Here is a 25532-nt window from a genome sequence, read left to right on the forward strand (position 1 = left end):
TCCAAAGACTCATGTGCTGTTGGTGAAGTTGAGCGATAAGCGGGCAGGGTGGTGCAAGATCTGATGTTGTAGTCCGTAAACCGCATGCTGAAATTCAAGGTATTCAATCAACTTCCCGCTCTTGATTTGATATGAATCAATAGGCCATCCATGTAAAGACTGCATGCTGAGGCCAAGCTCATATCAAACCCACTGCGAGGATTCACCATGCTGGAGAAACACGATTTAGTGCATGAACTGCCGGAGTTTCGTGATCAGATTCATCATTTGAAAATGAACGACGCGCACTTTGCTCGTTTGTTTGAGGCCTACCATGAGCTCGATCACCGTATTTATAACCACGAAAGTGGATCAATCAACACCAGTGATGAGCATCTTGAAGAACTCAAGAAAGAGCGCCTGAGCCTCAAGGATCAATTGTTTGCGATGCTCAAGGACTGTGATCTGGAGAAGGTTGATTGATCTGAACGGTCGATTAAAAAATCGACATTCGGCGTGCAAAGGTTCACGCCGAATGTGTTCTGGACAGTTCAGCCCTTCAGCTTGCTCGCCAGCTTGGCCACATGCTCGCCCTGGAAGCGGGCAATGGCTTTTTCACGGTTATCAGGCTGACGCGAGCCGTCACCGCCGGCCAGTGTGGTTGCGCCATAGGGCGTGCCGCCGCTGACGGTGGAAATATCGAACATCTCTGATGCGCCATAGCCGATGGGCACTATGACCATGCCGTGGTGAGCCAGGGTGGTCCAGGTCGAGGTAATGGTCATTTCCTGGCCACCGCCGGTACCGGTTGAGGCAAATACGCTGCCCAGCTTGCCATGCAATGCGCCCTTGGCCCACAGACCGCCGGTTTGATCAAGGAAATTGCGCATCTGTGCAGACATGTTGCCGAAGCGCGTTGGTACGCCAAAGACGATCGCATCGTAATCGGCCAGCTCGGCGGGTGTAGCAATTTCGGCTGCCTGATCAGTCTTGCCGCCGGCATTCTTGAACGCCGCCTCTGGCATGGTTTCGGGAACCCGTTTGATTGTCACGTCAACGCCGCTGACGCTGGCAGCGCCTTCGGCCACGGACTGCGCCAGTGTTTCGATATGGCCATACATTGAATGATAGAGCACCAGTAATTTAACCATTTTGCGATCCTCGCTGTTGAGTGAAGGCTCTGTGCTGCTGATAGTTGCAGCTGCAGAATCAGATTTGATAATGCATCAAATTTATCTGCTGAAAAAATCAAATACATGACCATAATTATCTGCTTATTTGATTGGTCGAGGCGTTGGATGACATTTAACGTTGATTCACTGGCTGCAGAGTGCTCAGGGATAACTCTCATTAAGTTCGTATAATGTATATTATGTTAAATAGCGTATTTACCTTAGACTGTCTTGCGCAATGCGAGCGGTGATTCCGCACAAAGCATGAACACGCTCTCACTGGTCACTTGGCCTATCCCACTGCACGGTTAGCCAGCGACATTGAAAGGTTTGGCACACTGGCCATCCGATGGTTGCGATACTCACCGGGGGTCATACCTGTCCAGCCGCGAAAAGCACGAATAAACGAACTCTGCTCGGAATAGCCGAGCAACAAGGCGACATCGGCCTGCGACAAAGCTGGATCAGCAAGATACTGCCTGGCCAACGTCTGGCGCGTGTGGGCTAACATGCCTCGGTAACTCAGCCCAGCCTTGTGCAATTGACGGTAAAAGCTGCGCAGCGAACAACCCAGCGCAGCGACCACCGACTCGGCGCTGGCGTCACCGTTCTTGATCGATTCAACAATCTGTTCCTGTACCAGACTGAAAAAGTCTCGTGTCTGCTGATCACCGCCCTCTGGACGTTCGCTAAGCAAGGCGTCTGCCTGCTGCTCAAGCAGTTTCAACAGATACGGGTCCTTGCTGGAAATCGGCATGGCCAGTAAATGCGCAGGAATTACCAGTTCAATAGTGTCACAGTCGAAATCCACCGGGCAGCCAAGCAAGGCTTGATAGACACCGACATCATTAGGCTTGGCAAAGGGCAATCCGGCACGAATCGGCGAGATGGGTCGACCGATCAGTGCCTGATACAGACTGACGAAAACAGCCAGACTGAATTCACTGGCAATCGGTGTGTTGGCCACGGCCTGGGCCCAGCGAATGTGTAATGCACCCTCCTCCAGCCAGGCGCGTGATGTCAGACCGGCTTGCAGCAACTCCTGATAGCGGTGATAGCGCGCAAGGGCTTGTCCCAGCGTGCCGCAGGATGAAACCAGGTAGCCCACCACGCCGAAATGCCTTGGTTGCACCACGCGCCCCAGACGCACACCCAGGGCACTCACCGGATCCAGGCGGTAGATATCATCCAGCAAGGCACAAAATGTCATGGCGCAAACCGTTGGGGAATCCAGCAGACCGCGCATGTTGTTGCTTAGCTCGGCTGCAGGCAACTGCCGCGCTTCCACATAGTTGAGCATGGTTTCAATAAAAGCCGAGGGCAAGAAGTCCGGTCTGTTCATGGGCAAACTATCTACAGGGTGGCACAAAATGTCAACCGAGCACTATCTGCCAATACGGCACCTTGCATGTCACTTATGATCTGTGTTTTGACAATAAATAGGTGGAGCAGTCCATGGCATACGTCGTTACCCAGTCCTGTATTGGCAATAAGCACACCAGCTGCGTCGATGTCTGTCCTGTAGAGGCCTTCCGTGAAGCGCCGGAAATGCTGTTTATCGATCCCCAGGTGTGCATCGACTGTAACGCCTGTGTATCGGCCTGCCCTGAGGGGGCAATTTTCCCCAAGAGCATGGTGCCTGCAGACCAGCAGCAGTTTATTGCCTTGAATGCCGAAGGGGCATTGGTCCATCCACCGATCCGCGAAAGCATCAAGGCCAATGCTGGTGAAGAGAACAGCGCCCTCGCCCGCCTGCCCGCCCGTTTTGCGGTTATCGGCTCAGGCCCAAGCGGCTTTTACGCCGCTGAAGCCTTGATGAAGAAAATGCCGGCGGCACAGATCGATCTCTACGAACGCCTGCCGACACCCTTTGGTCTGGTGCGCTATGGCGTGGCGCCTGATCATCCGCGGATCAAATCGGTTACCGCCGGCTTTGAACGCTTGGCCGAGTCGCCCCAACTACGTTTCCTCGGTAACGTTGAAATCGGTCGGGATCTGAGTGCCGCCGAACTTCGTCAACATTACCACGGCGTGATCTATGCCACCGGTGGCTCGCAAAGCCGTGCCCTGTCGCTGCCTGGTGACGATGCGCGCAATGTCTTTGGCTCGTCCAACTTTGTCGGTTGGTACAACGGCCATCCTGATCAGGCCGAGCTCAACCCCGATTTGGGTGTAAACCGCGCGGTCATCATCGGTATTGGTAACGTGGCCCTGGATATTGCCCGTCTGCTGGTGTTACCCATGCCACAGTTGGCAAAAACCGACATTGCCGATGCAGCGCTGGCGGCACTGCGTGACAGCAACATAGATGAGGTCTGCCTGCTGGCTCGTCGGGGTCCAATACAGGCGGCTTTCACGCCAAAAGAACTCGAACAGTTGATGGCTATTCCCGAGCTGCAACTGCGGGTTGATCCGGCCGATCTGGAACTGGACTCGATCAGCCTGGAAGCCCTGCAAGCACCGGAGATGGCTGAGGCGCGCCAGAACATACAGTTGTTGCGTGAGATTGCTGCTCGTCCGGCCGGAGCAGGCAAGCGTATTCGCTTCATGTTCTGTACCAGTCCCACCGGGTTCAACACCGCGGCTGATGGCCGCGTCACATCCGTTCAGGCGCAGCGCAATCAGTTGGTTCGTGATGCCAGTGGCGCACTGTCGGCGGTTGGCAGTGAAGACAGCATCAGCCTCGAGGCCGGTCTGGTGGTCCACGCCACCGGTTATCAGGGCTCCAGTATTGATGATCTGCCCTTTGACAGCCGGCGCGGCACCATCGAAAACAGCCGCGGCAAGGTCAGTGGTGACGCAGGTCGCGACTATGTCGCAGGCTGGATCAAACGCGGCGCCAGTGGTGTCATTGGCAGTAACCGTCAATGCGCCACAGAAACCGTCCAGCACCTGCTGGATGAGTTGGGGCCTATGCTGCCGGTCATTGCCGAAGGTGATATTGACGCGCTGCTCAAGGAGCGCGGTGTCGAAGTGGTCAGCTTTGCCGATTGGCGCTTGCTTGACCAGCACGAGCAGGCGCTGGGACTGGCTGAAGGACGTACCCGCCGCAAGCTGGTTGATGTCAGCGAGATGCTCGCGGTAATTCGTGCCGGCCGGGAGAAGGAGATTGCCCAGGCCAGCCTGCCGGTGAAAACCAGCTTCCGTAGTTGCACCCTGTGCGAAGCCATGTGTGGTGTGCAGATTGAAACGCAAGGTGATCGTATTCTGTCGATCAGCGGTGACCCGGATGATCCGCACAGTGAAGGCCATATCTGTCCCAAGGGTTATGCCCTGCAGGATCTGCATACCGATCCTGATCGCCTGCGCACGCCGATGGAAAAGGTCAACGGCGAATGGCTGCCGATTGACTGGGACACCGCGCTGGACAAGGTCGCTGCCCGTCTGGTCGATATTCAGCAGCGCTACGGTAACGACGCGGTGGCTGGCTACTGGGGCAACCCTTCCTCGCATAACCTGGGCTTGATGATGAGTGCCGGCACCCTGCGCAAGTCGCTGGGCTCACGCAACGTCTTCACTGCAGCTTCGCTGGATCAGATGCCTCACCAGCTGGTGTCCTATCTGATGTTTGGCCATGCGCAAATGTTCACCATTCCGGATGTTGATCGTACTGGTTACATGCTGATGCTGGGCGCCAATCCGGCCGCTTCGAATGGCAGCCTGATGACCGCCGGCGATATTCTCAAGCGCCTGGAAGCCATTCAGGAACGGGGCGGCAAGGTGGTGCTGATCGATCCGCGCCGCACCGAGTCGGCGCGTTATGTCTCCGAGCATCTGTTCATCAAGCCTGGAACGGATGCGTTTTTCCTGATTGGTCTGATCAAGCACGTTATCGATCAGGGCTTGTGCAAGCCTGGTCGACTGCGCGATATGGCGGATAACTGGGACGCCCTGCCGCCACTCTTTGAATCCTTCTCGCTGGACCAGTTAAGTGCGCGCTGCGGCATCGCCGTGGCGGATATCCAACGCATTGCCGAAGACTTCGCCAAGGCCGAGTGCGCGATCTGTTATGGCCGCATGGGCGTTGCCACACAGTCCTACGGTGCACTGAATCACTGGCTGATGGTGGTATTGAATATCCTCACCGGTAACCTTGATAGCCCCGGTGGCATGATGTTCACCACACCGGCCTTTAACAAGGTCATGACCCGTGCCTCTGGCAGCTTCGCCAGTTACTTCAGCCGAGTAAGGGGGTTGCCGGAGTTTGATCACTCTTTCCCGGCGGTCGCCATGGCGGAAGAAATGCTGACCCCCGGTGAAGGCCAGGTGCGTGCTTTTGTCTGCCTTGCAGGCAATCCTGTGCTGTCCACGCCAAACGGTCGGCAAATGGATCAGGCACTCGAGCAGTTGGATTTCATGGTCTCCATCGACTTCTATCTGAATGAAACCTCGCGTCACGCGGACATCATTTTGCCGCCAACCGGTCCACTTGAGCACGAACAGTATGATCTGGTCTTCAATCTGCTGGCTGTGCGCAACCTGGCACGTTACTCTGAGCCGCTGTTTGAGGCGCCGGATAATGCCCGCTGCGACTGGGATATTGTCCAGGGGATCGCAGGACGCATCCTGGCGCTGAAGAACCCCGATCAGCCACCTGCCCGTCAGTCACCGACCCCCGAGCAGATTCTTGATCACGGCTTGCGCACCGGCCCCTATGGTCAGGGCTTCACCGAATACAACCAGGCCGAGCCAGTCCAACATGAAGAAGGCTTGAGTGTCGAGTTGCTCAAGCGTTACCCGCATGGTCTCGATCTGGGCCCACTGCAGCCGAGCTTCCCTGGTTATCTGTTCACCGATAACCAGCGCATGCACCTGACGCCTCCAGAGCTGGTGGCTGATCTGCAAAGAGCCAAGGCTGAGCTTGAGGCCGATGACGCTGGCAGCCTGTTGCTGATAGGTCGCCGCGATCTGCGTACCAACAACTCATGGATGCATAACAGTCAGCGTCTGGTAAAAGGCTCTGGCCGCTGTGCCATGATGATTCACCCTGAAGATGCTCAACGTCTGGGTCTGGAAAGCGGCAAGCAGGCACGCATCCTTTCGCGTACCGGCGAGTTGCTGGTGGATGTGCAACTGACCGATGACATCATGCCCGGGGTGGTCAGCCTGCCCCACGGCTGGGGACATGACCGCGAGGGTCTGGGTTTGCGTGTGGCACAGAGTAATCCCGGTATCAGCTGTAACGATATTACCGATGACCAGTTAGTTGATGAGCTGTCAGGCAATGCCGTGCTGAATGGTATTCCGGTTCAGGTCGCCCGAATCTGACGTCTCTGGGCTTTTCCCGGCACAGGCAAGATTCAGTGCCGGGAAAAGATTTACCGTGTTGACAATCGTTATCATTCGCACTAGTATCCAGCCATTGACTGCTGGAGATAAATCGCATGTACGTCTGTCTTTGCAAGGGTGTCACCGACAAGCAAATTCGTAACGCCGTTGCCGAAGGCGCAAGCAGTCTGCGCGATCTTCGCCAAGCCCTGGATGTGGCCACCCAGTGTGGCAAGTGTGCCAGTGACTGCCGTGCCCATCTGGCCGACATGCTCTGCTCGCAACCCCATGCCAGTCAGGGTGTTCAGTTCGTCGCGGCCTGAGTCTTGAATCGCTGGTTGCCCACGTAAATACCCTCCTCCCTGGATCCCCAACAACTGCATTTGACAGCAGCCGACGCGCTGACCAGACTCTCAGGATGAATACACCGAGGGCAGGGTCATGAAAGGCGATAAAAAGGTCATACAACATCTCAACACCATCCTGGCGAATGAGCTGGTTGCCATCAACCAGTACTTTCTGCATGCGCGCATGCTGCAGGATTGGGGTCTCAACAAAATGGGCGATCATGAGTATCACGAATCCATTGATGAGATGAAGCATGCCGACATGCTGATCAAGCGCATACTGTTTCTTGAAGGTCTTCCCAACCTGCAGGATCTGGGCAAGCTGATGATTGGCGAAGATGTACGTGAAATAATCAAGTGCGATCTCAAACTGGAAATGAAGGCCATTCCTGATTTGCGTGCCGCCATCGCCTATTGCGAAAGCGTCGCAGACTACGGCAGCCGCGAGCTGTGCGAGCGTATTCTGGAATCCGAGGAAGAGCACGTTGACTGGCTGGAAACCCAGCTGGGGTTGATCGAGAAGCTGGGCATGGAAAACTTTTTGCAGTCACAGATGTAATCCCCTCTGCCCGCCCTCCAGATGGGCGGGCAACCTCTGTTGCACGTCCCTTGGCATTTTTTGATGGTTAATTGGCGTGATATGGCAGTTCTTTCCCCTGGATAGACGTGCACTCTATGCACAACCCCGTGTGACTCCCACGACAATAACAATAGAGAGCTTCAGCATGGCTGCAGAGCATTTTGACGTCATCATTATCGGCGCAGGCTTGTCCGGTATCGGCATGGCCTGTCATCTGGCCAAGGAATGCCCGGACAAGAAAGTCGCGATCCTCGAACGCCGTGATGCCATCGGCGGCACCTGGGATCTGTTTCGCTATCCCGGTATTCGTTCAGACTCTGACATGTTCAGCTTCGGGTATGCCTTTCGGCCATGGAATGATCTGCAGGTGTTGGCAGACGGCCCGTCCATTCGGCAGTACATCCAGGACACCGCCAACGAATACGCTGTGACCGAGAAGATTCGTTTTGGCATGGATATCACCGATGCTAACTGGTCAAGCGAGCGAGCCCAGTGGGCGATCAGCGCCATTCATCAGCACACAGGCGAGAAGATCGAATTCAGCTGCGCTTTTCTTATCAGCTGTTCCGGCTACTACAGCTACCAGCAAGGCTATTTGCCTGGGTTCAATGGCATTGAGCGCTTCCAGGGCCAGTGCATCCATCCACAGCAATGGCCACAAGATCTCGACTACCGGGGCAAGCGCGTTGTGGTGATTGGCAGTGGTGCTACCGCGGTTACCCTGGTACCCGCCATGGCTGAACAGGTCGAGCACATTACGATGCTCCAGCGCTCACCGTCCTATATTTTCTCGGTGCCCGCCCAGGACAGGATTTCCGCCTTTCTGAAACGCTTTCTACCTGATACCTGGGTCTACAATCTGGCCCGCCGCCGCAATATCCGGGTGCAACGCTGGATGTACAAGGCCGCCAAGCGTTGGCCGGTCGGGACGCGCAATTTCCTGTTGAAGAACGTCCGCAAACAGCTGAACAACCCGGAAGACATGCGGCATTTCACCCCGAGCTACATGCCTTGGGATGAACGCCTCTGTGCCGTACCCAATGCCGATCTGTTCCATGCCATCAACTCGGGCAAGGCCTCGGTTGTCACTGACGAAATTGAGACCTTTACCGAAAACGGCATTCGCCTGAAATCCGGGCAGGAACTCCAGGCCGACATCATCATTACCGCTACCGGACTGCGGGTGGAAATGCTTGGGGGTATGCAACTGCGTATTGATGATCAGCTGATCGATACCAGCGCACAGATGACCTACAAGGCGTTGATGATGCAGAACGTGCCCAATATGGGTTGGATCCTGGGCTACACCAATGCCTCCTGGACGCTCAAGGCCGATATTGCTGCCAGTTACCTGTGTCGCCTGCTCAAGTTTATGGACAAGGAGCAGAAAACGGTGGCCATGCCGGTCGATGCTGGAGACAACCTGGAAGCGGCATCCATTATGGCCTCGCTGCAGTCGGGCTACGTCAAGCGCGCCGATGCGACTTTGCCGCGCCAGGGGCGGCGTCTGCCCTGGCGTGTGCTCAATGATTATCTGGCTGACTCCAGAATGCTACTGGAGGAGTCGCTGGATGATGGCATCCTGCGTTTTGATCCACCGCAACTATCGCCTCAGTCAGAAGACCAGGCCGCCTGAATCATGGTTTATCCCGGCTGCTACACTCGCCGGGATAAGCCGTTGTGAAAACGCCTGTCTTTACTGTGTAGTTATTCCATCAGCTCCAAGTTCTTCAAGTCCTTACTGACGGTCTTCTCCACCCAGTCGAGTACATCCTTTTTCTTGCGGCTGAGCATCCACTTGGTAGCCACCCGGAATAGTCTGTTGTTCTTGCTGAAATAAGCCGTCACCAGGTTGTCTAGCAGCGCGTCAAAGCGCACATCCATGCTGTTGCTCAGGGCGGTCAGATCAGCCTTGCTGTAACTTGGCCAGTTGGGTGAAAAACACGGCTTGGCCGCCTCGTCCAGTAACGGGATGATGGGCAGCAATCTGAAGCCCTTTTCCAGCACAGGCGCGCCATGCTTGTTTTTCACGCAGTAATTCTGGCGCTGTGTCTCCGGCCACGCATTGAACAGTGGATTGCGCTCAGGCAGGACCAGGTGGTCGCGCAAAAATTTCTGCGCGTTACGCCGGCCGAGAAAGTAATCATGGGCGCGAAAGTCGCGTTTCAAAAAGCCGCCGAATCCACCCAGGGCGCCACAGGCGATGGGGTGCGCTGAACCACTGCGGCTAGGGGCGATCATGAAGCGCGAATAGACCTCATCATGGGCTGCCAACATCAACTCATCGGGTTTGAAGCGGGCCTGATTCTTCAAGGCGGTAAAGACCATTACCGCACTCTTGAGCACGTCGGGGGCCTCACTATACTCAGGGTTGAAGTGTGATTCACCTGGAAACGGGTCGATAAGAATCATGGCTTTGTCAGCTTTTTCGCCCTCCCTGGGGTTACAGCCTCGCGGCCCTGCCAGAATGCGCCTGGCCAGTTCCAGCGGTTCGTTATCCATGACCCCACCATCAACACATTGGTATCGATAGTCATAATCACCCGTTAGCTTGCCCCAGTTGGCAGGAATCGGGCGTAAACTCACGCATTGATGCGGCTCTGTCGACTCGGGTGTTGGAACGGGCCACAGGCGCGTGCTGTAGCAATCATGGGCTCCACCCTCGGGTATAACATGCTGCAGAGTGCGCGGTGCCAGCCCTACGGGAAAGGCGCCAGACGCCAAAGCCGTATTGGCAATACGCGCCTTGTACGGATGTGCCTCGCCAAGGTCTGCCCAAGTCATGGGATAGCAATCCGCCGGACAATCATACAAGGTATTACTGAAGCGAAAGTGCACATAATCAGCGTGCAACGACATACTGTGGCCATGGGCATGCTGGCCAGCCAGTTTGATTTCATAGGGTACGCCACGCAGATTGGTGACCGTGAAAAGCAGGTGAAACGACTCTGCGACAAAATCTCTGGGTTGACTTCGGGGGGTTACGTCCAGACCACTGGCAGCGATTTCGGACAACACCGTTGAGTCAAGGATAGATATGACGGGCGCCTTGTTGTCGGGCAGATCACGGGTTTCCAGCATATAGCTGATATCAATGCGATCAACCCAGGAATCAAACAGCTTGTTTTGTCCACGGAATACCGCAGCTTCATCCGGATTCGCGATGGAAGGCTGATCTGATGCCAGGTAGCCGGTTGCCAAGGCGGCTGTAATACCGCCGGCGGACGACCCGGCAAAGGCAGAAATCCTGACATCATGCGCTGGCGCTTTGTCTGAGCCCAAAGCCTTGGCTTCGTACCACTGGTCCAAGGCGAAAACCATGAAATCGATGACACCGCCGGTATAAGCACCAGCGGATACGGCCCCCGCGCCCACCAGCCCAAGCTCAAAGCATTGATTGCTCATATATCCTCCATGATCTGCCGTTGTGCTGCGTCCAACCGGTCACTCAATAGCCTGGAATACAGCATTGATTAAAGGTCTGCGCCAACGGCGGGTTGCTGCTGAGAGCAATCATGGCGGGGTAAATCCACATCATTTATATCACTGGTTGATCATTTTGCAACCAGATGACTGATACGGGTAGTCAGGATGTGGCTCTCGCCAGGTTCGAGCATGCGTGCGTCGCTTAGGGTGTTAGCCGCCTCAACACAGAGCATCTGCTGGTAGGCCTGTTCGGGAAAATGACTCAGGCGCTTGGCCTTGGCCCGCCAGGGATTCCATACCACCACCGAGTTGCTGCCGCTGCGCTGAATCAGCAAACCAGGTCCACTCGGGTCCCTCACCTGAATATCCTCAGCTGTACCCGAGTAGATCCGGTCGAGTTCATCCGTGACCTGTAAATCACCCTGCTGGCGGGCTTGCAAACCGGTCAACTGGTCAAGGTATAGGCCGTCTTCGAGCCCCGTCAGGCTGATTCGCTGAATATCGGAAACCGGCAAGTAACTGTGCAGGGCCTGGGTCAAGGGTTGCGGCCGATCACCCACATTTCGGCTGATCAGGCTGACCTGCAGGCTCAGGCCAAGGCTGAACTCGACAACCAACTGCCACTGTTCGCCAGGGGGTAAGTGCTTCGCCTGTTCGAGGTGGGGCAGACTCAGGCGCACAAACAGCGCCTGATCAATGTCCTCAATAGCCTCCAATGCCCACAGGCTGGTTCTGGCAATTCCATGCGCCGGACCGGGCCTGTCAGCACCGAACCACGGCCAGCAAATGGGGATGCCCCCACGCAGTGGAATGCCGGGTTTACAGGGCTCAATCTCGCTATGCCATAACAGTGCTTTACCGTCCGCACTATGACTCAGCAGGTGCGCACCCTCGAGAGACAGCTTTGAGCGAAGCCCTGGCCGATCGATAAGAATAAACTCACGGCCGTGACTGTTTGTCTGACGTTTGACACCCTGCGGAAGTGAACATAGGGTCACTTTAAAGCTCCTGTGTGTCGGTGTAGCCGCGCTGCCAGCCAAAATTGCGGCAGCAATCTGTTCAGGTTATGTTGGAGCCATGACTGACATCTGACAACAACTATAAAGGGGCCTGCATGGTAAAGGTGCTAAACGGAATAGTCTTGATTGTGGCGTGCACGCTAACGGCTTGCTCTGACTCGAATCGTCTAGGTCATCCCGATCAGACCGGTGTGCTCAAGGTGGTTACCCGCAGTGGCTCCACGACCTATTACAATAACCGCGACAACCGACCTACCGGTCCAGAGTATGATCTGGTCAACCGTTTCGCCAGAGCCCATGGCTGGCGCGTGGAATGGGACGTGCAACACTCAACCGCCAACGTATTGGCCCAGCTTGAGCAGGGGAATGCACATCTGGGCGCAGCCGGATTGACACTGCTTGAGTCACGCAGCAGCAGTCTCCTGGCAGGGCCTGCACACAAGGAAATCACACAACAGGTGGTCTGCCATCGCGATCACCCTGCTCTGCCGCGCCATGCAGAGCAGCTCCAGGATATTGCCCTGCATGTGGCGGCCCAGAGCAGCTATGCAGAGTCCCTGCGGCAATTCGAGATTGCCTATCCGCAACTGGCCTTCACCGAACACGCTGATCTGGGTACCGAACAACTGCTACTCAAGGCGCTGGAAGGCGAGATTGATTGCGTTGTAGCTGACTCCAATATCGTACAGGTCAACCGTCGCTTCATGCCTGAACTGGAGGTGGCCATGGACCTGACAGACACCCAACAGATTGGCTGGTACTTGCCTCCAGGCAGTCGCAAACTGGCCCGCCAGGCACGGGACTGGATGGCCTCAGCAGCAGGCCAGGAAGCGATACACCGGGTTGAGTCGAGCTATTATGCCTATATCGGTGAATTCGATTTTGTTGATTTGCGAGCATTGAACCGGCGAATCAACGAGCGTTTGCCACAGTTCAAAGAGCAGTTTCTACGTGCTGAGCAGGAAACCCGTATGCCAGCCGACCTGTTGGCGGCCGTGGCCTATCAGGAATCACACTGGAATCCACATGCACGCAGCCCCACGGGTGTGCGGGGTCTCATGATGCTGACCCAGCGCACGGCTCGTGAGCTGGGTGTGGCTAACCGCCTGGACCCTGTGCAGAGTATTCAGGGCGGAGCGCGTTATCTTGCCGATCGCCATCAACGCCTTCCAGACAGCGTTCCAGAGCCAGATCGAACCTTTATGGCATTGGCCAGCTACAACATTGGCCGTGGACATCTGCTGGACGCGCGTAGACTGGCGCGCGAATTGGGCAAGAATCCGGATTCCTGGGTTGAGTTGCGCGAGGTACTGCCGTTACTGGCGGATGAACGTTACTACCCCTCATTGCGCCATGGTTACGCCAGAGGCTACGAGCCAGTGCATTACGTCAGACAGATTCGCAACTATCGGGATGTCATCTCCCAGGCCTTTGAATAGTCAACTACCGAGGATACGAAAGCCCACTTTCAATACCACCTGGAAGTGACCTACCTTGCCGTCGACCACGTGACCACGGGTTTCCACCACCTCAAACCATTCCACATGGCTTATGCTTTTGCTGCACTCGGCAATGGCGTTCTGAATGGCGTCTTCGATACTGGTGCTTGATGAGCCGACTATTTCGACTTTTTTGTAGACATGATGATCGGACATGCTGAGTTCCTCTTGCAGGGTTGTGCCTTGAGTATGGCACAGGCTGCAGAGCGCGCCTGGTGTGCTGGGACAACGCGTGAAATGGCTACAGCAGCATCAAATAAAAAAGGCCTCTTGATCGAGACCTTCTGCTCAGCGGCTGGCCACCATTCTTTCAATGCACTGCCGTGAGGGCTCAGGCAGATTGGTAAAGTGCAGACCGGTCCAGTATTGACCGCCTGCGATGCTCTCGCGGTTCCACAGGCTTTCGGCGTCAAGGAAGAATTCAGACAGGCCGTTGAGGGTCATCGGCAGATTGACCTGCAAGGCAAAACGCTTGAACAGACTAATGGGCTGATCGCTGAGGAGCATCAAGCCTTCAGCATGCAGATCAACCACGCGGCCAAGGTGGTGCCCGGTATCAAGATCATAGACTTCAAGACTTGTGCTCATGTGATGGCGTTCCAATTTGCGTTGTTCGTACATAATTGACTCATGTGATGAGTTGACCATCTCGACTGCCCCACAAGATATGTCTTGGAAATAGTCTGCTTGAAATACATGCTGGCTAACAGCCATAGCGCAACAAATTTTAGTTAACTGGAACACAGTTTTGCACAATAGCTTGCACAATCAACCGCATTTACTCCTGCACTATGAGCCTGACATTGATACGGGTCATTAATTGCATAGTGCCAGTATTCTAAAATAATAAAGAACATCGGCCACAGAGATATCATTTTATGAAGGTAAACAGTCAGTTAGCCCTCAATGAAGTATTTGACAAGCATGTTGCCGGTGTCCCGGAAAAACAGCTGGGACAGATTCTGCTCAAGCGTAAATTGATAAACAACGAGCAACTCAACGCCGCCTTGAAACTGCAACACAATCAGCCACATCGCGGCCGGCTAGGCCAGATTTTGCTGGGCATTGACGCGATCAAACCGGATCAGTTGAAACAGGTCATTGCCGAACAGCTGACTATTCCCCAGGTCGAGCTTGAGACCTTTGATATTGACGAAAGCCTTCTGGGCCTGCTGCCTGAAGAACTGGCCCGGCAGTATCAGGTCATGCCACTGATGACGCATGCCGAGCGCATGATAGTCGCTTGCCCGGATCCGACCCAGCATGAGCTCCTGCACCTGCTCAGTTTTATCACCGGCAAACCGGTTGAAGCCGTTATTGCCGAACCAGCTGCCATCGAACAAGCCATCAACATGCATTACGGTGCGGCAACAGCCGAAGTGTTGCCGGAAAACGATAACGTAGAACCCGTATTGTCACTGCAGCAGATGAAGCAGCTGGCCGAAGACAAGCCGACGGTGCGCTTTGTTGACAACCTGCTTGAGGATGCCATCAGCCGCCGAGCCTCGGATATCCATATCCGGCCTGACGAAAAGGAAGCGACCATTCAGTTTCGGATTGACGGTCTGTTGATGGATATCCGCAAGATCAAGCGTAGCGTTCTCCCCGCGATTGTCAGCCGGATCAAGATCATCGGTGGCATGAACATAGCCGAGCGCCGCCTACCCCAGGATGGCCGCTATATGGTCAGACTCAAGGACCGCACTATTGACCTGCGCCTGTCGATCATGCCCACCGTCCATGGCGAAAGTGTGGTCATGCGCATTCTGGATACCAGCCAGAGCATGAAAACCCTTGAGGATCTGGGTTTCAGCGAAACCGATGCGGCGCGCTTTCGCAACCTGATCAGCCTGAATCAGGGTATTGTGCTGGTCACAGGCCCGACAGGCTCGGGTAAAAGCACCACACTCTATGCTGCAATCAATGATATCCGCGGCACCGGCGTGAATATCATCACCGTTGAGGACCCGGTGGAATACCAGATTGCCGGCATTCGTCAGATTCAGGTGCGCCCTGCCATTGGTTACACCTTTGCCCGGGCCCTGCGCCATATCCTGCGACATGACCCGGATGTCATCATGGTCGGTGAGATCCGTGACCAGGAAACCGCCATGATGGCCACCGAAAGCGCGCTAACCGGCCACCTGGTGATGAGTACCCTGCATACCAACAGTGCCGCAGCGACCGTCACCCGTCTGCTTGAAATCGGCATCGCACCCTACCTGGTCAATGCCAGTCTTATTGGGGTGCTGGCTCAACGACTGGCACGGCGAAATTGTCCGCACTGCTTGACCGACGAAGAGGTGCCGGAGCATGTCAAACACTCATTGGGCCTGAACGGTCATGATACGTTCAAGGTAGGAACCGGCTGTGATAAATGCCACGGCCGTGGTTTTGCAGGCCGTATTGCCGTCTACGAGCTGCTGGAAGTCACCCCTGCCCTGCGGCGTCTGATCCAGCCATCGGTGGCGGCGCAGGATATTGACCTGCAGGCGCAACAGGATGGCATGCGCAGCTTGACCCAGGGTGCGCTGGATCTGGCTCGTAAGGGCATCATTTCCGTTGCAGAGGTGTATCGGGTCAGACTGGAGTAGTGCGCCACAGGGTCCTCAGGTTAAGCTGTTGCAAACAATGAAGGAGTCAACTGCATGTTCTTGAAGAAAACCGCACTCGCCCTGCTTGCCAGCCTTCTCGTCCTGCCCGCGCTGGCCCATGAGTTCAGCGCTGGAGCGCTGTTTATCGATCACCCCTGGTCGCGCGCCATGCCGCCTTCAGCGCAAACCGGCGCAGCTTATCTGCGTATTGAAAACCGCGGCGACAGTGCTGACACCTTGCTGGGCGCAGAGACGCCGGTGGCCGCCTATACCGAATTGCACGAACATGTTCATCAGGACGGCTTGATGAAAATGCAGCAGGTTCAGCAACTGCGTATCGAGCCCGCGCAGACACTGACGTTTCAGCCGGGTGGTTACCACGTCATGCTGTTCAACTTGCAACAGCCCCTGGTTGCCGGAGAGCAGTTTCCTCTAACGCTGGAGTTTGAGCAGGCTGGCAAGGTTGACGTCATTGTCAACATTGACGATGGCGCGCAACCGTCACAGGTCCATGAGTCTGGCGCAATGGACATGAATGAGCACAAGCATCACTGATCATCACCGTTCCGGTCAGAATCAAGCAGATGGAAACGCGGCAGGGCCAGGTGCCAGCGGATCGCTGCAAGGCGAATACCCAGCACTGTCAGAACGGCCAGCGTAATATCCAGGTTCGACGCGGTGTTCAACTGGTGCAGCAGGATATACACCAGTGAGCCAGCAATACTGGCCGTTGCATAGATTTCCCGCTGAAAGATCAGCGGGATTTCATTGCAGATAATATCGCGCATCACCCCGCCTGCTACCCCGGTCATGACGCCCATGATCACCGCCGCACTGATGGGCACCTGCTGATCAAGCGCCACCTGGGTGCCTATCACGGTAAAAATCGCCAAACCGAAAGCATCCGCAATCAGCAGCCCGATTTCGTGTATGGGACGCGTCAGACGCACCCAGAGCACGGTACCCAGTGCGGCCAGAACGGCGACCAGAATATAGAGTTCATTGGCGATCCAGGGTACCGGGTGGTTATCCAGTATGGCATCGCGCAGGGTCCCGCCACCCAGCGCTGTGACAATGGCTATCACCATAACGCCAAACAGGTCCATGGACTTGCGACCGGCCACCAGGGCGCCGGAAATGGCAAACACCGCGACGCCAAACAGATCGAATGCGTAGAACCAACTCATCTGGGTCATGCTCCGCCGACTATGACTGTCAGTCCATGCGTGTTGGAGTACGCATGGTGACGAACTCCTCGGCCGCCGTGGGATGGATGCCCAGTGTGGCGTCAAACACCGCCTTGGTTGCGCCGGCTTTGACCGCCACAGCCAGACCCTGAATGATCTCACCAGCATCCGGCCCGATCATGTGCACGCCCAACACACGGTCAGTGGCCTGATCGACAATCATCTTCATCATGCTTTGCTCATCGCGCCCGGCCAGAGTATTGCGCATAGGCCGAAAACGACTCTCGAAAATCGCCAGTTTGAAGCCTTTGGCCCGGGCTTGCTCTTCGGTCAGTCCCAGAGTAGCCATGTTGGGGATGCAGAACACGGCTGTGGCAATGTCGTTGTAATCCACAGGCTTATATTCATCAGGCTTGAACAGGCGCCTGGCCAACGCCATGCCCTCGGCCAGCGCCACCGGTGTCAGTTGCACGGTGTCGGTGACGTCGCCAATGGCATAAATTGCTGGGTCACTGGTCTGGTAGTCGCTATCAACGGCAATAAAGCCCTTGGCATCCAGCTTGACATGGGTGTTTTCCAGCCCAAGGTCTCGCAGATTGGGCTTGCGTCCGGTGGCATAGAGCACCAGATCGGTTTCAAGCTGACGCCCATCCTTGAGAAAGACCTGCAAAGTGCCATCAGCGGCGCGCTCAATACGCTCAACATCAGCATTAAACTGCAGATCTATCCCTTTGTTTTTTATCAGACTGGCCATGTGCTCGCGCAGCCCCTGATCAAAGCCACGCAGGAACAGATCACCCCGATAGAGAAGACTGACATCGCAGCGCATGCCGTGGAAAATACTGGCAAACTCAATGGCGATATAGCCGCCGCCGACAACCAGGGTTCTTTTCGGCAGCTGCTCGAGGTGGAACACCTCGTTTGAGCTGATCACATGCTCATTACCTGGAAAATCCGGTATATGCGGCCAGCCGCCGGTGGCAACCAGAATGCGCTCGGCACTGAACACCTGATCACCCACAGCCACCCGGTGAGAGTCCAACAAACGCGCACGGCCATCGATCAAGCTGACGCCAGCACCGGTCAGCATGTTGCGGTAGATGCCGTTCAGGCGGCTTATTTCGGTGTTCTTGTTGGCCAGCAGACGTGGCCAGGTGAAGTGTGATTCAGCAATGTCCCAGCCATAGCCCTTGGCATCTTCAATGTCCTCGGAGACATGGGCCGCATAGGCAAAAAGTTTTTTTGGAACACAGCCAACGTTGACGCAGGTGCCACCCAGGTACAGGTCCTCGGCTACGGCAACGCGTGCGCCAAAACCCGCTGCCATTCGGCTGGCTCTGACGCCGCCGGAACCGGCGCCAATCACGAATAAATCAAAGTCATACTGGCTCATGTGCAATGCCCCACAGGAATCAAAGCGCTAGCTTAACCTATTGAGCATGCGGGCTTGTTGACTTGTTGGTGTCTTTTCTTGAGCTGGGCACATGCCAGCCTGTAGATACTACAGACCGGCCTGTGAAATCAGCCCGGTCAAGCGACGACCTGGCGCAGCAATGGGCGTATCTTCTGTTCGCGAACTGACCGGCCCACGCCAATGTATTCAAAGCCGTATTCCTTGACGTGCACCGGGTCGTATTGGTTTCGCCCATCAATTATCAAGCGTCGACGCATGAGCTTCCTGATACTCAGGAAGTCAGGCTGACGAAACTCTTTCCACTCGGTCACCAGCACCAGCGCATCAGAGCCTTGCAGTGCTTCATAAGCATCGGCACCGAGTTTCAACTGGCCACTGGCAACAGCCTGGGGATAGCTTTCGACAACACTGGCCATGGCCACCGGATCATAGGCCTGAATCAAAGCGCCAGCCCGCAACAGTCCGTCGATCAAAACCAGGCTGGGGGCTTCACGAATGTCGTCTGTCCCCGGTTTGAAGGCCAAGCCCCACAAAGTAATGACCTTGTTATGCAGATCCGGACCGAAGCGCTCCAGCAATTGCATCAGAAGCCACTGCTTTTGCGCCTGATTACGCGATTCAACCGCTCTAAGAATATCAAGCTCCTCACCCTGTTCCTTGGCCATATGCAGCAACGCCTTGATATCCTTCGGGAAGCATGATCCCCCGTAACCACATCCAGGATAAATAAAGTGGCGTCCAATGCGCTTGTCCGAACCAATACCCTGGCGCACCTGCTCTATATCAACGCCCAGCTTGTTACTCAAAATGGCCATTTCGTTCATGAAGGAAATGCGGCTGGCAAGGAAAGCGTTGGCAACATATTTGGTCAACTCTGCAGCGCGCCGCTCCATAAACAAAATGCGCTCATGATTACGCACAAAGGGTGCGTACAACTCCCGCATCACTGCTCGGGCATGCTCGTCGGAAGTGCCGATAATTACCCGATCAGGACGCATGAAGTCAGCGATTGCCGCCCCTTCCTTGAGGAACTCCGGATTGCTGATGACCGTCGAACGCCAGCTAAGCTGGCGACGTTTGCAGTGCTGATCAAGAATGGACTCGACGCGACAGGCTGTACCCACCGGTGAGGTCGATTTGCAGACCACCAAAGTCGGAGCAAGCAGATGCTGTCCAAGATCGGACGCGACATCCAGGACCTGCGAAATATCTGCTGAACCGTCTTCATTACTGGGCGTGCCTACGGCAATGAAAACGATCTCAGCACCCTGCAATGCTTCTTGCAAACGGCTGGTGAAATGTAATCGGCGTGCGGCTAGATTGGTGGCCAACAAGGCGTCCATGCCAGGTTCATGCAGCGGGCAAATGCCCTTCTGCAAACCCTCGATCCGGCTGCCATCAAGATCGAAACAGACCACCTGATTGCCCATTTCAGAAAAACAGGCCGCCGTCACAAGTCCTACATAGCCACAACCTATTACCGTAATTCGCATGATGCATCCCCCTCGGTCGTTTGGCTGATTGCAACAGCCTAGGATGACGCATAAGTGACGCTGAAGTGAACAGTCGATGAAGCCGGAAGGGTCAAAAGAGAGAGAATCGCTGTAGAACCATTGTCTGGGCCATTTGCATGGCAAAACAGCAGAGCATGGATGGCAGATATTTGAGCTGGAAGTGGTGCCCGGAGCCTAACCCATATTCCCGTTTCAGCCTGTCGCAACACTGAGCAAAACCCCCGTATTTACTGGCCTGCAAAGAAAACTGTTGTCTCAACAAGTATCATGCTTTAGCATTCATTCGTATATTTTATGTTGGGTTTTTAGTTGGGTATGAAATCCAGCTAGTTGGTGCCCGCAGTGGGAACCGAACCGGAGAATGCTATGCCGAAGAAAGCCAAAGAGTTATCAGCCGTCGAGATTCGCAACCTAACCCATCCCGGCTTGCACGCTGTTGGTGGCGTATCGGGTTTACTGCTGCAAGTCTCAACGACTGGGGCACGGTCTTGGATATTGCGAACGATGGTAGGCACCAAGCGCCGGGATATTGGTTTAGGTGGCTTCCCTGACGTGCCCCTAAAGGCTGCAAGGGATCAGGCAAGAGAAACCAAAGAGCAGATCAGACAGGGCATTGATCCAGTATTGCAGCGCAAGGCTAACCGCTCGGCATTGATCAGCGAACAATCCAAGGCTGTCACGTTCGAGGATCTGGCCCGCGTCTACATGATCCGTAAAGGCAAGGAGTACAAAGGGGCCAAGCAATTGCACAAGCTAACCGGCCACCTTGAACGCTACGCCCTGCCCTACCTTGGCAAAATGTTGGTTTCTGACGTTGAGATGGCGCACGTTGTCGCCATGCTTGAGCCTATCTGGGAAACCAAGACCGAGACAGCAACCCGCGTCCGACTGCATGTTGAAAAGATCTTGGATATTGCCATTGCCGATAAAAAGCGCAGCGGCATCAACCCAGCCAAGTGGAAAGGGATGCTCGAACATAGCAGCCTGCCAGCGCCGGGCAAAGTGTCCAAAGTCACGCACCATGCAGCCTTGCCTGTGGACGATATGCCAGCCTTTTGGGCCAAGCTGGAACAGGCCAAGGGCATCGGTGCCAGAACGCTGCAATTCATCATCCTGACCGCCTGCCGTTCTGGTGAAGCAAGGGGCGCAACGTGGGATGAAATTGACCTAAAGAAAAAGACATGGACTATTCCCGCCGAGCGCATGAAGGCGGCAAAGGATCACGTTGTACCGCTCCCGCCCGAGGCTATCAAGGTGCTTGAAGAAACCCCGCGTTTGAGCAATTACCTGTTCACTGGTGGCCGTGGCGGGCAAATATCAGACGTTATGGTTTCTAAGGTGCCCAAAGCACTGGGGCATAACGTCACGGCGCACGGTTTCAGATCCACGTTCAAGGACTGGGCCAGACTGCACACCGCCTACCCTGATGAGGTTTCAGAGCTTGCCTTGGCACACGTCAACGACGATAAGACCCGCGCCGCCTATGCGCGTGACGGGCTGCTGAATAAGCGCCGACTGCTGATGAATGACTGGGCCGACTACTGCAACGGAAAAGGTGCAAAGGCCGCTGGTGACAATGTGGTCAATATCGGGGGTGCCAGCGCATGACTCCGAGTGAAAAACTCAAGCTGTATCTGATGCCGCCAATGGCACAAGGCTTTTCCATTGCCCCTGAAACTCTAACCCGCCTGCTGGAAGGATTAGATCAAGCGCATGCATATCACTACGCATTGTCGGGGTTTCGCGCTCAAGGCACGTTCAAAGCGGTACGCGAAGAAGTGCAGCGTATCGATAATGCGCTACGAAAACTCGCAGACAAGCGCGGCACTCAAGCCGCCGCAGTCAAAAGCCTATCGGCAGGACTAGAATCTGCACGCCGATATTGCCCAGGCGTGTTCTGTGAACTGGACGCAATACGCGACCTGCAATTGTCTATGCCGGTGGATTTTCAGGCCAGCGTGTTTGAACGACAGGTTATACGAATAGTGCAGGCAGACCCTGACCAGCGCCCTAGTCTGGCGGCTGATCTGGCCGTAATTACGGGCGATTATCTGCAAGGATTAAAAGACCCCGGTGCTGGTGGCGCTAGACGTGAAGCAAGGCGCTATATCGATGGGCTGCATGAGCTTATGCGGCAATTCAAATCAGCAATGCCGGGCCACGCATTAAGCAGTGATCCTAATGCCGTTTTCTACCGCTACGCGTGCTGCTGGCTTGAACTTTATATGCTGGCTCAGATCGAGAACCCCGAGCGCCATATAAGGAACGCACTGAACGAGTTTGTAGGCTAAAAACTTCGCTTTAACGTCCCGCAGAGAAAAACGGCCAACCCATCAATCTAGAACCGTCGCAATTCACTAAAGGACGGTTCCACCATGAACAATTCACCGCAAGCCCTGCCGCGTTATGGCTCAGATGTTCAACTAGCCGAGCTTTTCAACGTATCACGCGCCACAATCTGGCGCTGGGCCTCTTCCGGCATTCTGCCCCAACCAGTAAAACTTTCACCCGGCTGCACCCGCTGGCGCTTGGATCAGATCAAGCAATTGCAGGGGGCCGCGTAAATGAAAAACAACACCGCGAGCAGCAGCGCCCGACAGCAGGCCATTAGACTGGTTGAGCAGATCAACTACCACCTAGCAACCGCCCGCAGCATTAAACCGGCAAGTCAGACCGAGCGTGAATTACTCGATCAATTCCAAGCAAAACGGCTAGCATTCCGCGCCGCCGTTGCCGCTTATGACGACTTGAACGGCTGGCCGTTGCTGGATGAATGCCGTTTGCTCGGCATTTATATTGGCAAGGCATTGCACGAAGGCCGGATTGCCATTGAAGGGGCCGCACTATGAACGCACCCCTGACCGTTGCAACAAGCACAAACCCCCAGCGCCTGACCAAGCTGTGGCACTTGGCTGATGGCAAGCCAACCAAAGTACATGCTGGGGAAATGGTAGAAGGCACAGCCACCCGCGTGGATCTGCTTTTACCCCAAGATCTGGCCGCAGTATTGGGCCAGCTTGAGCAGAATCAGGCGCTAATTTTTGGCCTGCCGCAAGCACAGCAAAGCCCTATTGTGACCCGTGAAAAACTGCCCAAAGCCGCGCCAGGTGCAATTGCCAGAACTAAGGAGGCATTCAACTGGAACGCCGGGCCGGGCTGGCTGCTGCTGGATGGCGACCCTTTGCCCGGTGATGAGCCGCTAACCCGTGATGAATGGCTGGGGCTGCTGTACAAGGCCGCCCCCGCCTTGCGTGATGCGCCTATGGTCTGGGGTGTTTCAGGCTCAAGCATGATCCATAACAACGAAACCGGCGAGCAGGTAACGGGCGTTCGCGGCCAGCGGTTGTATGTTCTGGTTGCTGATGCACGCGACATACCACGAGCAGGCAAAGCCCTGTTTGAACGCTTATGGCTGGCCGGACATGGTCGCTATGTTGTGAGTAAATCAGGCCAGACTCTGACCCGTGCCCCGATTGATGCCAGCGTCTGGCAGACTAACCGGCTGGACTTTGCCGCGCCCCCTGTTTGTGTGGCACCGCTTGAAGCCCGCAGACCTGAGCCAGAGGCATTGAACAATGAAGCCGCCCCGCTGGTGACAGCGCAAGCCCTGCCGGATCTGACCGAGGCTGAACGCCAGCAACTGGCCGACATTCAGGCCGCCGAACGTGGCTGTGATGACCTGCTGGCCGAGATCCACCTAACCCGTGAAGCGTGGATTGATGAGCGTCTGACCGCCTTGGGTGATATGCCCGAAGCTGAGCAGGCCGAGGCACGCGACCGGCTGCGTGAAGCTGTAGAGCGTGGCCGCCTGTTTGGTGACTTCGAGCTTATGCATTCAAGTGGCCGCCGAATGACAGTCGGGGATCTGCTGGACAACCCAGACCAGTGGCATGGCGAGCGATTCCATGACCCGCTGGAACCGGACTACTCCAACAGTGACCGGCGCATTGCATGGGCCAACCTGAAAAGTGGTGGCACCCCTTACATTTTCAGTCACGCGCATGGCGGCACCCGTTACCGGCTGCTGCGTCCGGTTCAGCAGTTGAAGCTGCAACAGGGCGAACTGCCCCAGGTACTGCCGAAGATCATGCAGCGTCTGGCACTGGATGGTGAGATATTCGAGCGGGCCGGTCTGCTGGTGCGTCTGGGTGATGGCGAGCTGCTGACCGTTGAAAAGCCGTGGCTGCAAACATACCTTGAAAGTGCGTTTCGGTTTCTGGTGTTTGATGGCCGGAACAATGAATGGGCTGTGCGTGACTGTCCCGACAAAGTAGCCGCCCGCATTATGGCCGCCCGTGGCGCATGGGATCTGCCGAAAGTGACCGGCCTAGTATCGTTCCCGGTCATGCGCTCGGATGGTAGCGTTATCACTCAACCCGGCTTTGATGAGTCAACCGGCCTTTTGTACCTGAGCGACAGCAACAGCCGCCCAACTCCGCACCCGCTCGACCGGGCCGGACTGGTTGAAGTGATGCGCCGGATCTGGGAGCCTTTCGAGCTATTCCCCTTCGACAGCGATACAAGCCGGGGCGTGTTTCTGGCTGCCCTGCTGACCACCGTTTGCCGCCCTGCACTGCCAACCGCGCCGGGCTATCTGGTGCGAGCCTATACAGCAGGCACGGGCAAAACACTTTTGTCTGAATGTTTGATGCTGCTGGTGGGTGCGCCCGTTAAGGCAATGCCGCTGCCCGAAGGCAACCCCGAGGAAATAGGCAAACGGCTGTTTTCGGTGCTGCTAACAGGCCGGGCCGGTGCTGTGCTGGATAACCTAACCGGCGTTATCGACAGCGCCGACCTATGCGTATTTCTGACCAGTGCCGAACCCGAGGGGCGTATTTTGGGCCAGTCTGAGACCCGTAGCGCAATCAACCGCGTGCTGTGGGTGCTGAATGGCAACAACGTAACCGCAGGGGGCGACACCTTCCGGCGCATTCTGCCAATTGGACTGGACGCCGATTGCGAGTCACCCGAAACCCGCAAGTTTTCATTCAACCCCCGCGACCTTATCCGTGACCGTCTTGACGCCTACCGCGCCGACTTGCTGTCTGTGTTGCTGACCTATCAGTGGGAAGGTGCGCCCGTGGTCGGTTCTGGTGGCCTTGGGAGTTTTGACGAATGGGAGCGCGTTGTAAGGCAGTGCGTCTGCTGGCTGATCCGTGAAGGCGTGACCCCTGCCCCTATGGCTGACCCCGTTGAGGTGCTGCAACTGAGCAAGGCAGAAGATCCCTACCACCAGCAGCACATTGAAGTCATGCAAGCGTGGTGGGATCTGTTCGGGGATGCCGTGGTAAGGGTTCGAGATATTGCCAAGCTGGTGGCCGCTGGAGAGTTCAACACCACAAAGGCCGAGGCGTCATTCATTGAAGCCGTGTGCGAGATTGCGCCGCCGCGTGGTGGGTTCAATGGTCGCTACTTTGGCGGATGGTTGCGCCGTCACAAAGGGCGCGTGGTTGCCGGTATGCGTCTGGACGTTGGCGACCCTTCGCACAATGAACCGGGATGGCGCGTAACGAAGCGTTTCTGACAGAGCAAA

22 protein-coding genes are annotated in these 25532 nt (G+C 55.8%); 13 read left to right on the plus strand and 9 right to left on the minus strand.

Annotation, left to right across the window (positions count from 1 at the left end):
* Positions 1-207: 207 nt before the first annotated feature.
* Complete coding sequence (locus AC27HQ_RS13685) at positions 208-462, plus strand: HP1242/YdcH family protein (protein WP_487156740.1); 255 nt, start codon at positions 208-210, stop codon at positions 460-462.
* A 68-nt stretch (positions 463-530) separates the two neighbouring features.
* Here AC27HQ_RS13685 and wrbA read toward each other — a convergent pair whose 3' ends face one another.
* A complete protein-coding gene (gene wrbA, locus AC27HQ_RS13690; RefSeq protein WP_487156741.1) occupies positions 531-1130 on the minus strand; it encodes an NAD(P)H:quinone oxidoreductase in 600 nt (199 codons plus the stop codon).
* A 313-nt stretch (positions 1131-1443) separates the two neighbouring features.
* Positions 1444-2493: an AraC family transcriptional regulator gene (locus AC27HQ_RS13695; RefSeq protein ID WP_487156743.1), complete on the minus strand. Its 1050-nt coding sequence runs from the start codon at positions 2491-2493 to the stop codon at positions 1444-1446.
* Between the two features lie 113 nt (positions 2494-2606).
* On the opposite strand from AC27HQ_RS13695, the gene AC27HQ_RS13700 reads away from it, so the two are divergent.
* The 4 genes from AC27HQ_RS13700 (at position 2607) to AC27HQ_RS13715 (ending at position 8982) form a co-directional block, all read left to right on the plus strand.
* On the plus strand, positions 2607-6419 hold the full coding sequence (locus tag AC27HQ_RS13700) for a molybdopterin-dependent oxidoreductase (RefSeq protein ID WP_487156744.1): 3813 nt from the start codon (positions 2607-2609) through the stop codon (positions 6417-6419).
* A gap of 116 nt (positions 6420-6535) precedes the next feature.
* The gene (locus AC27HQ_RS13705; protein ID WP_487156745.1) at positions 6536-6742 is read left to right on the plus strand and encodes a bacterioferritin-associated ferredoxin; all 207 of its coding nucleotides are present in this window, start codon (positions 6536-6538) and stop codon (positions 6740-6742) included.
* Positions 6743-6860: 118 nt separating this feature from the next.
* Positions 6861-7325 carry a bacterioferritin gene (gene bfr / locus AC27HQ_RS13710; protein ID WP_487156746.1) on the plus strand — a complete coding sequence of 155 codons (465 nt, stop codon included), beginning with the start codon at positions 6861-6863 and terminating at the stop codon, positions 7323-7325.
* Between the two features lie 166 nt (positions 7326-7491).
* Positions 7492-8982 carry a flavin-containing monooxygenase gene (locus AC27HQ_RS13715; protein ID WP_487156748.1) on the plus strand — a complete coding sequence of 497 codons (1491 nt, stop codon included), beginning with the start codon at positions 7492-7494 and terminating at the stop codon, positions 8980-8982.
* A 71-nt stretch (positions 8983-9053) separates the two neighbouring features.
* On the opposite strand, the gene AC27HQ_RS13720 is transcribed toward AC27HQ_RS13715, so the two are convergent.
* Together AC27HQ_RS13720 and AC27HQ_RS13725 are read right to left on the minus strand one after the other, a co-directional pair.
* Positions 9054-10751 (minus strand): patatin-like phospholipase family protein, encoded by a 1698-nt coding sequence (locus AC27HQ_RS13720; RefSeq protein WP_487156749.1) that lies wholly within the window; start codon positions 10749-10751, stop codon positions 9054-9056.
* 149 nt (positions 10752-10900) lie between these two features.
* Positions 10901-11770: a D-hexose-6-phosphate mutarotase gene (locus AC27HQ_RS13725; protein WP_487156750.1), complete on the minus strand. Its 870-nt coding sequence runs from the start codon at positions 11768-11770 to the stop codon at positions 10901-10903.
* Between the two features lie 116 nt (positions 11771-11886).
* Here AC27HQ_RS13725 and mltF point away from each other — a divergent pair, with 116 nt between their 5' ends.
* Positions 11887-13230 carry a membrane-bound lytic murein transglycosylase MltF gene (gene mltF, locus AC27HQ_RS13730; protein WP_487156751.1) on the plus strand — a complete coding sequence of 448 codons (1344 nt, stop codon included), beginning with the start codon at positions 11887-11889 and terminating at the stop codon, positions 13228-13230.
* On the opposite strand, the gene AC27HQ_RS13735 is transcribed toward mltF, so the two are convergent.
* Positions 13231-13446 (minus strand): dodecin, encoded by a 216-nt coding sequence (locus AC27HQ_RS13735; protein ID WP_487156752.1) that lies wholly within the window; start codon positions 13444-13446, stop codon positions 13231-13233.
* A gap of 132 nt (positions 13447-13578) precedes the next feature.
* The gene (locus AC27HQ_RS13740; RefSeq protein WP_487156753.1) at positions 13579-14004 is read right to left on the minus strand and encodes a PilZ domain-containing protein; all 426 of its coding nucleotides are present in this window, start codon (positions 14002-14004) and stop codon (positions 13579-13581) included.
* A 164-nt stretch (positions 14005-14168) separates the two neighbouring features.
* On the opposite strand from AC27HQ_RS13740, the gene AC27HQ_RS13745 reads away from it, so the two are divergent.
* A complete protein-coding gene (locus AC27HQ_RS13745; RefSeq protein WP_487156754.1) occupies positions 14169-15884 on the plus strand; it encodes a GspE/PulE family protein in 1716 nt (571 codons plus the stop codon).
* A 54-nt stretch (positions 15885-15938) separates the two neighbouring features.
* On the plus strand, positions 15939-16439 hold the full coding sequence (locus AC27HQ_RS13750; RefSeq protein ID WP_487156755.1) for a copper chaperone PCu(A)C: 501 nt from the start codon (positions 15939-15941) through the stop codon (positions 16437-16439).
* On the opposite strand, the gene AC27HQ_RS13755 is transcribed toward AC27HQ_RS13750, so the two are convergent.
* The 3 genes from AC27HQ_RS13755 to AC27HQ_RS13765 all read right to left on the minus strand — a co-directional run bounded on the left by AC27HQ_RS13755 (position 16433) and on the right by AC27HQ_RS13765 (position 19978).
* A complete protein-coding gene (locus AC27HQ_RS13755; RefSeq protein ID WP_487156756.1) occupies positions 16433-17080 on the minus strand; it encodes a trimeric intracellular cation channel family protein in 648 nt (215 codons plus the stop codon). The genes AC27HQ_RS13750 and AC27HQ_RS13755 overlap by 7 nt on opposite strands.
* A 19-nt stretch (positions 17081-17099) precedes the next feature.
* Positions 17100-18464, minus strand: a complete 1365-nt coding sequence (gene gorA, locus AC27HQ_RS13760) for a glutathione-disulfide reductase (RefSeq protein ID WP_487156757.1) — start codon at positions 18462-18464, stop codon at positions 17100-17102.
* Positions 18465-18601: 137 nt separating this feature from the next.
* Entirely contained in the window at positions 18602-19978 is a 1377-nt protein-coding gene (locus AC27HQ_RS13765) for a UDP-glucose dehydrogenase family protein (RefSeq protein ID WP_487156758.1), read from the minus strand.
* A gap of 387 nt (positions 19979-20365) precedes the next feature.
* Between AC27HQ_RS13765 and AC27HQ_RS13770 the strand changes: the two genes are divergently transcribed.
* From AC27HQ_RS13770 to AC27HQ_RS13790, 5 genes are all read left to right on the plus strand, one after another.
* A complete protein-coding gene (locus tag AC27HQ_RS13770) occupies positions 20366-21607 on the plus strand; it encodes a tyrosine-type recombinase/integrase (RefSeq protein ID WP_487156760.1) in 1242 nt (413 codons plus the stop codon).
* Complete coding sequence (locus AC27HQ_RS13775; RefSeq protein ID WP_487156761.1) at positions 21604-22290, plus strand: hypothetical protein; 687 nt, start codon at positions 21604-21606, stop codon at positions 22288-22290. The genes AC27HQ_RS13770 and AC27HQ_RS13775 overlap by 4 nt, the downstream gene beginning before the upstream one ends.
* 84 nt (positions 22291-22374) lie before the next feature.
* Positions 22375-22563, plus strand: coding sequence for a helix-turn-helix transcriptional regulator (locus AC27HQ_RS13780; protein WP_487156762.1), 189 nt, complete (start codon positions 22375-22377; stop codon positions 22561-22563).
* Positions 22564-22848, plus strand: a complete 285-nt coding sequence (locus tag AC27HQ_RS13785; protein ID WP_487156763.1) for a hypothetical protein — start codon at positions 22564-22566, stop codon at positions 22846-22848.
* Positions 22845-25523, plus strand: a complete 2679-nt coding sequence (locus AC27HQ_RS13790; RefSeq protein ID WP_487156764.1) for a hypothetical protein — start codon at positions 22845-22847, stop codon at positions 25521-25523. Before AC27HQ_RS13785 ends, AC27HQ_RS13790 begins: the two co-directional genes overlap by 4 nt.
* Positions 25524-25532 lie beyond the last annotated feature (9 nt).

Source organism: Halopseudomonas sp. 4NH20-0008, from assembly GCF_057548395.1.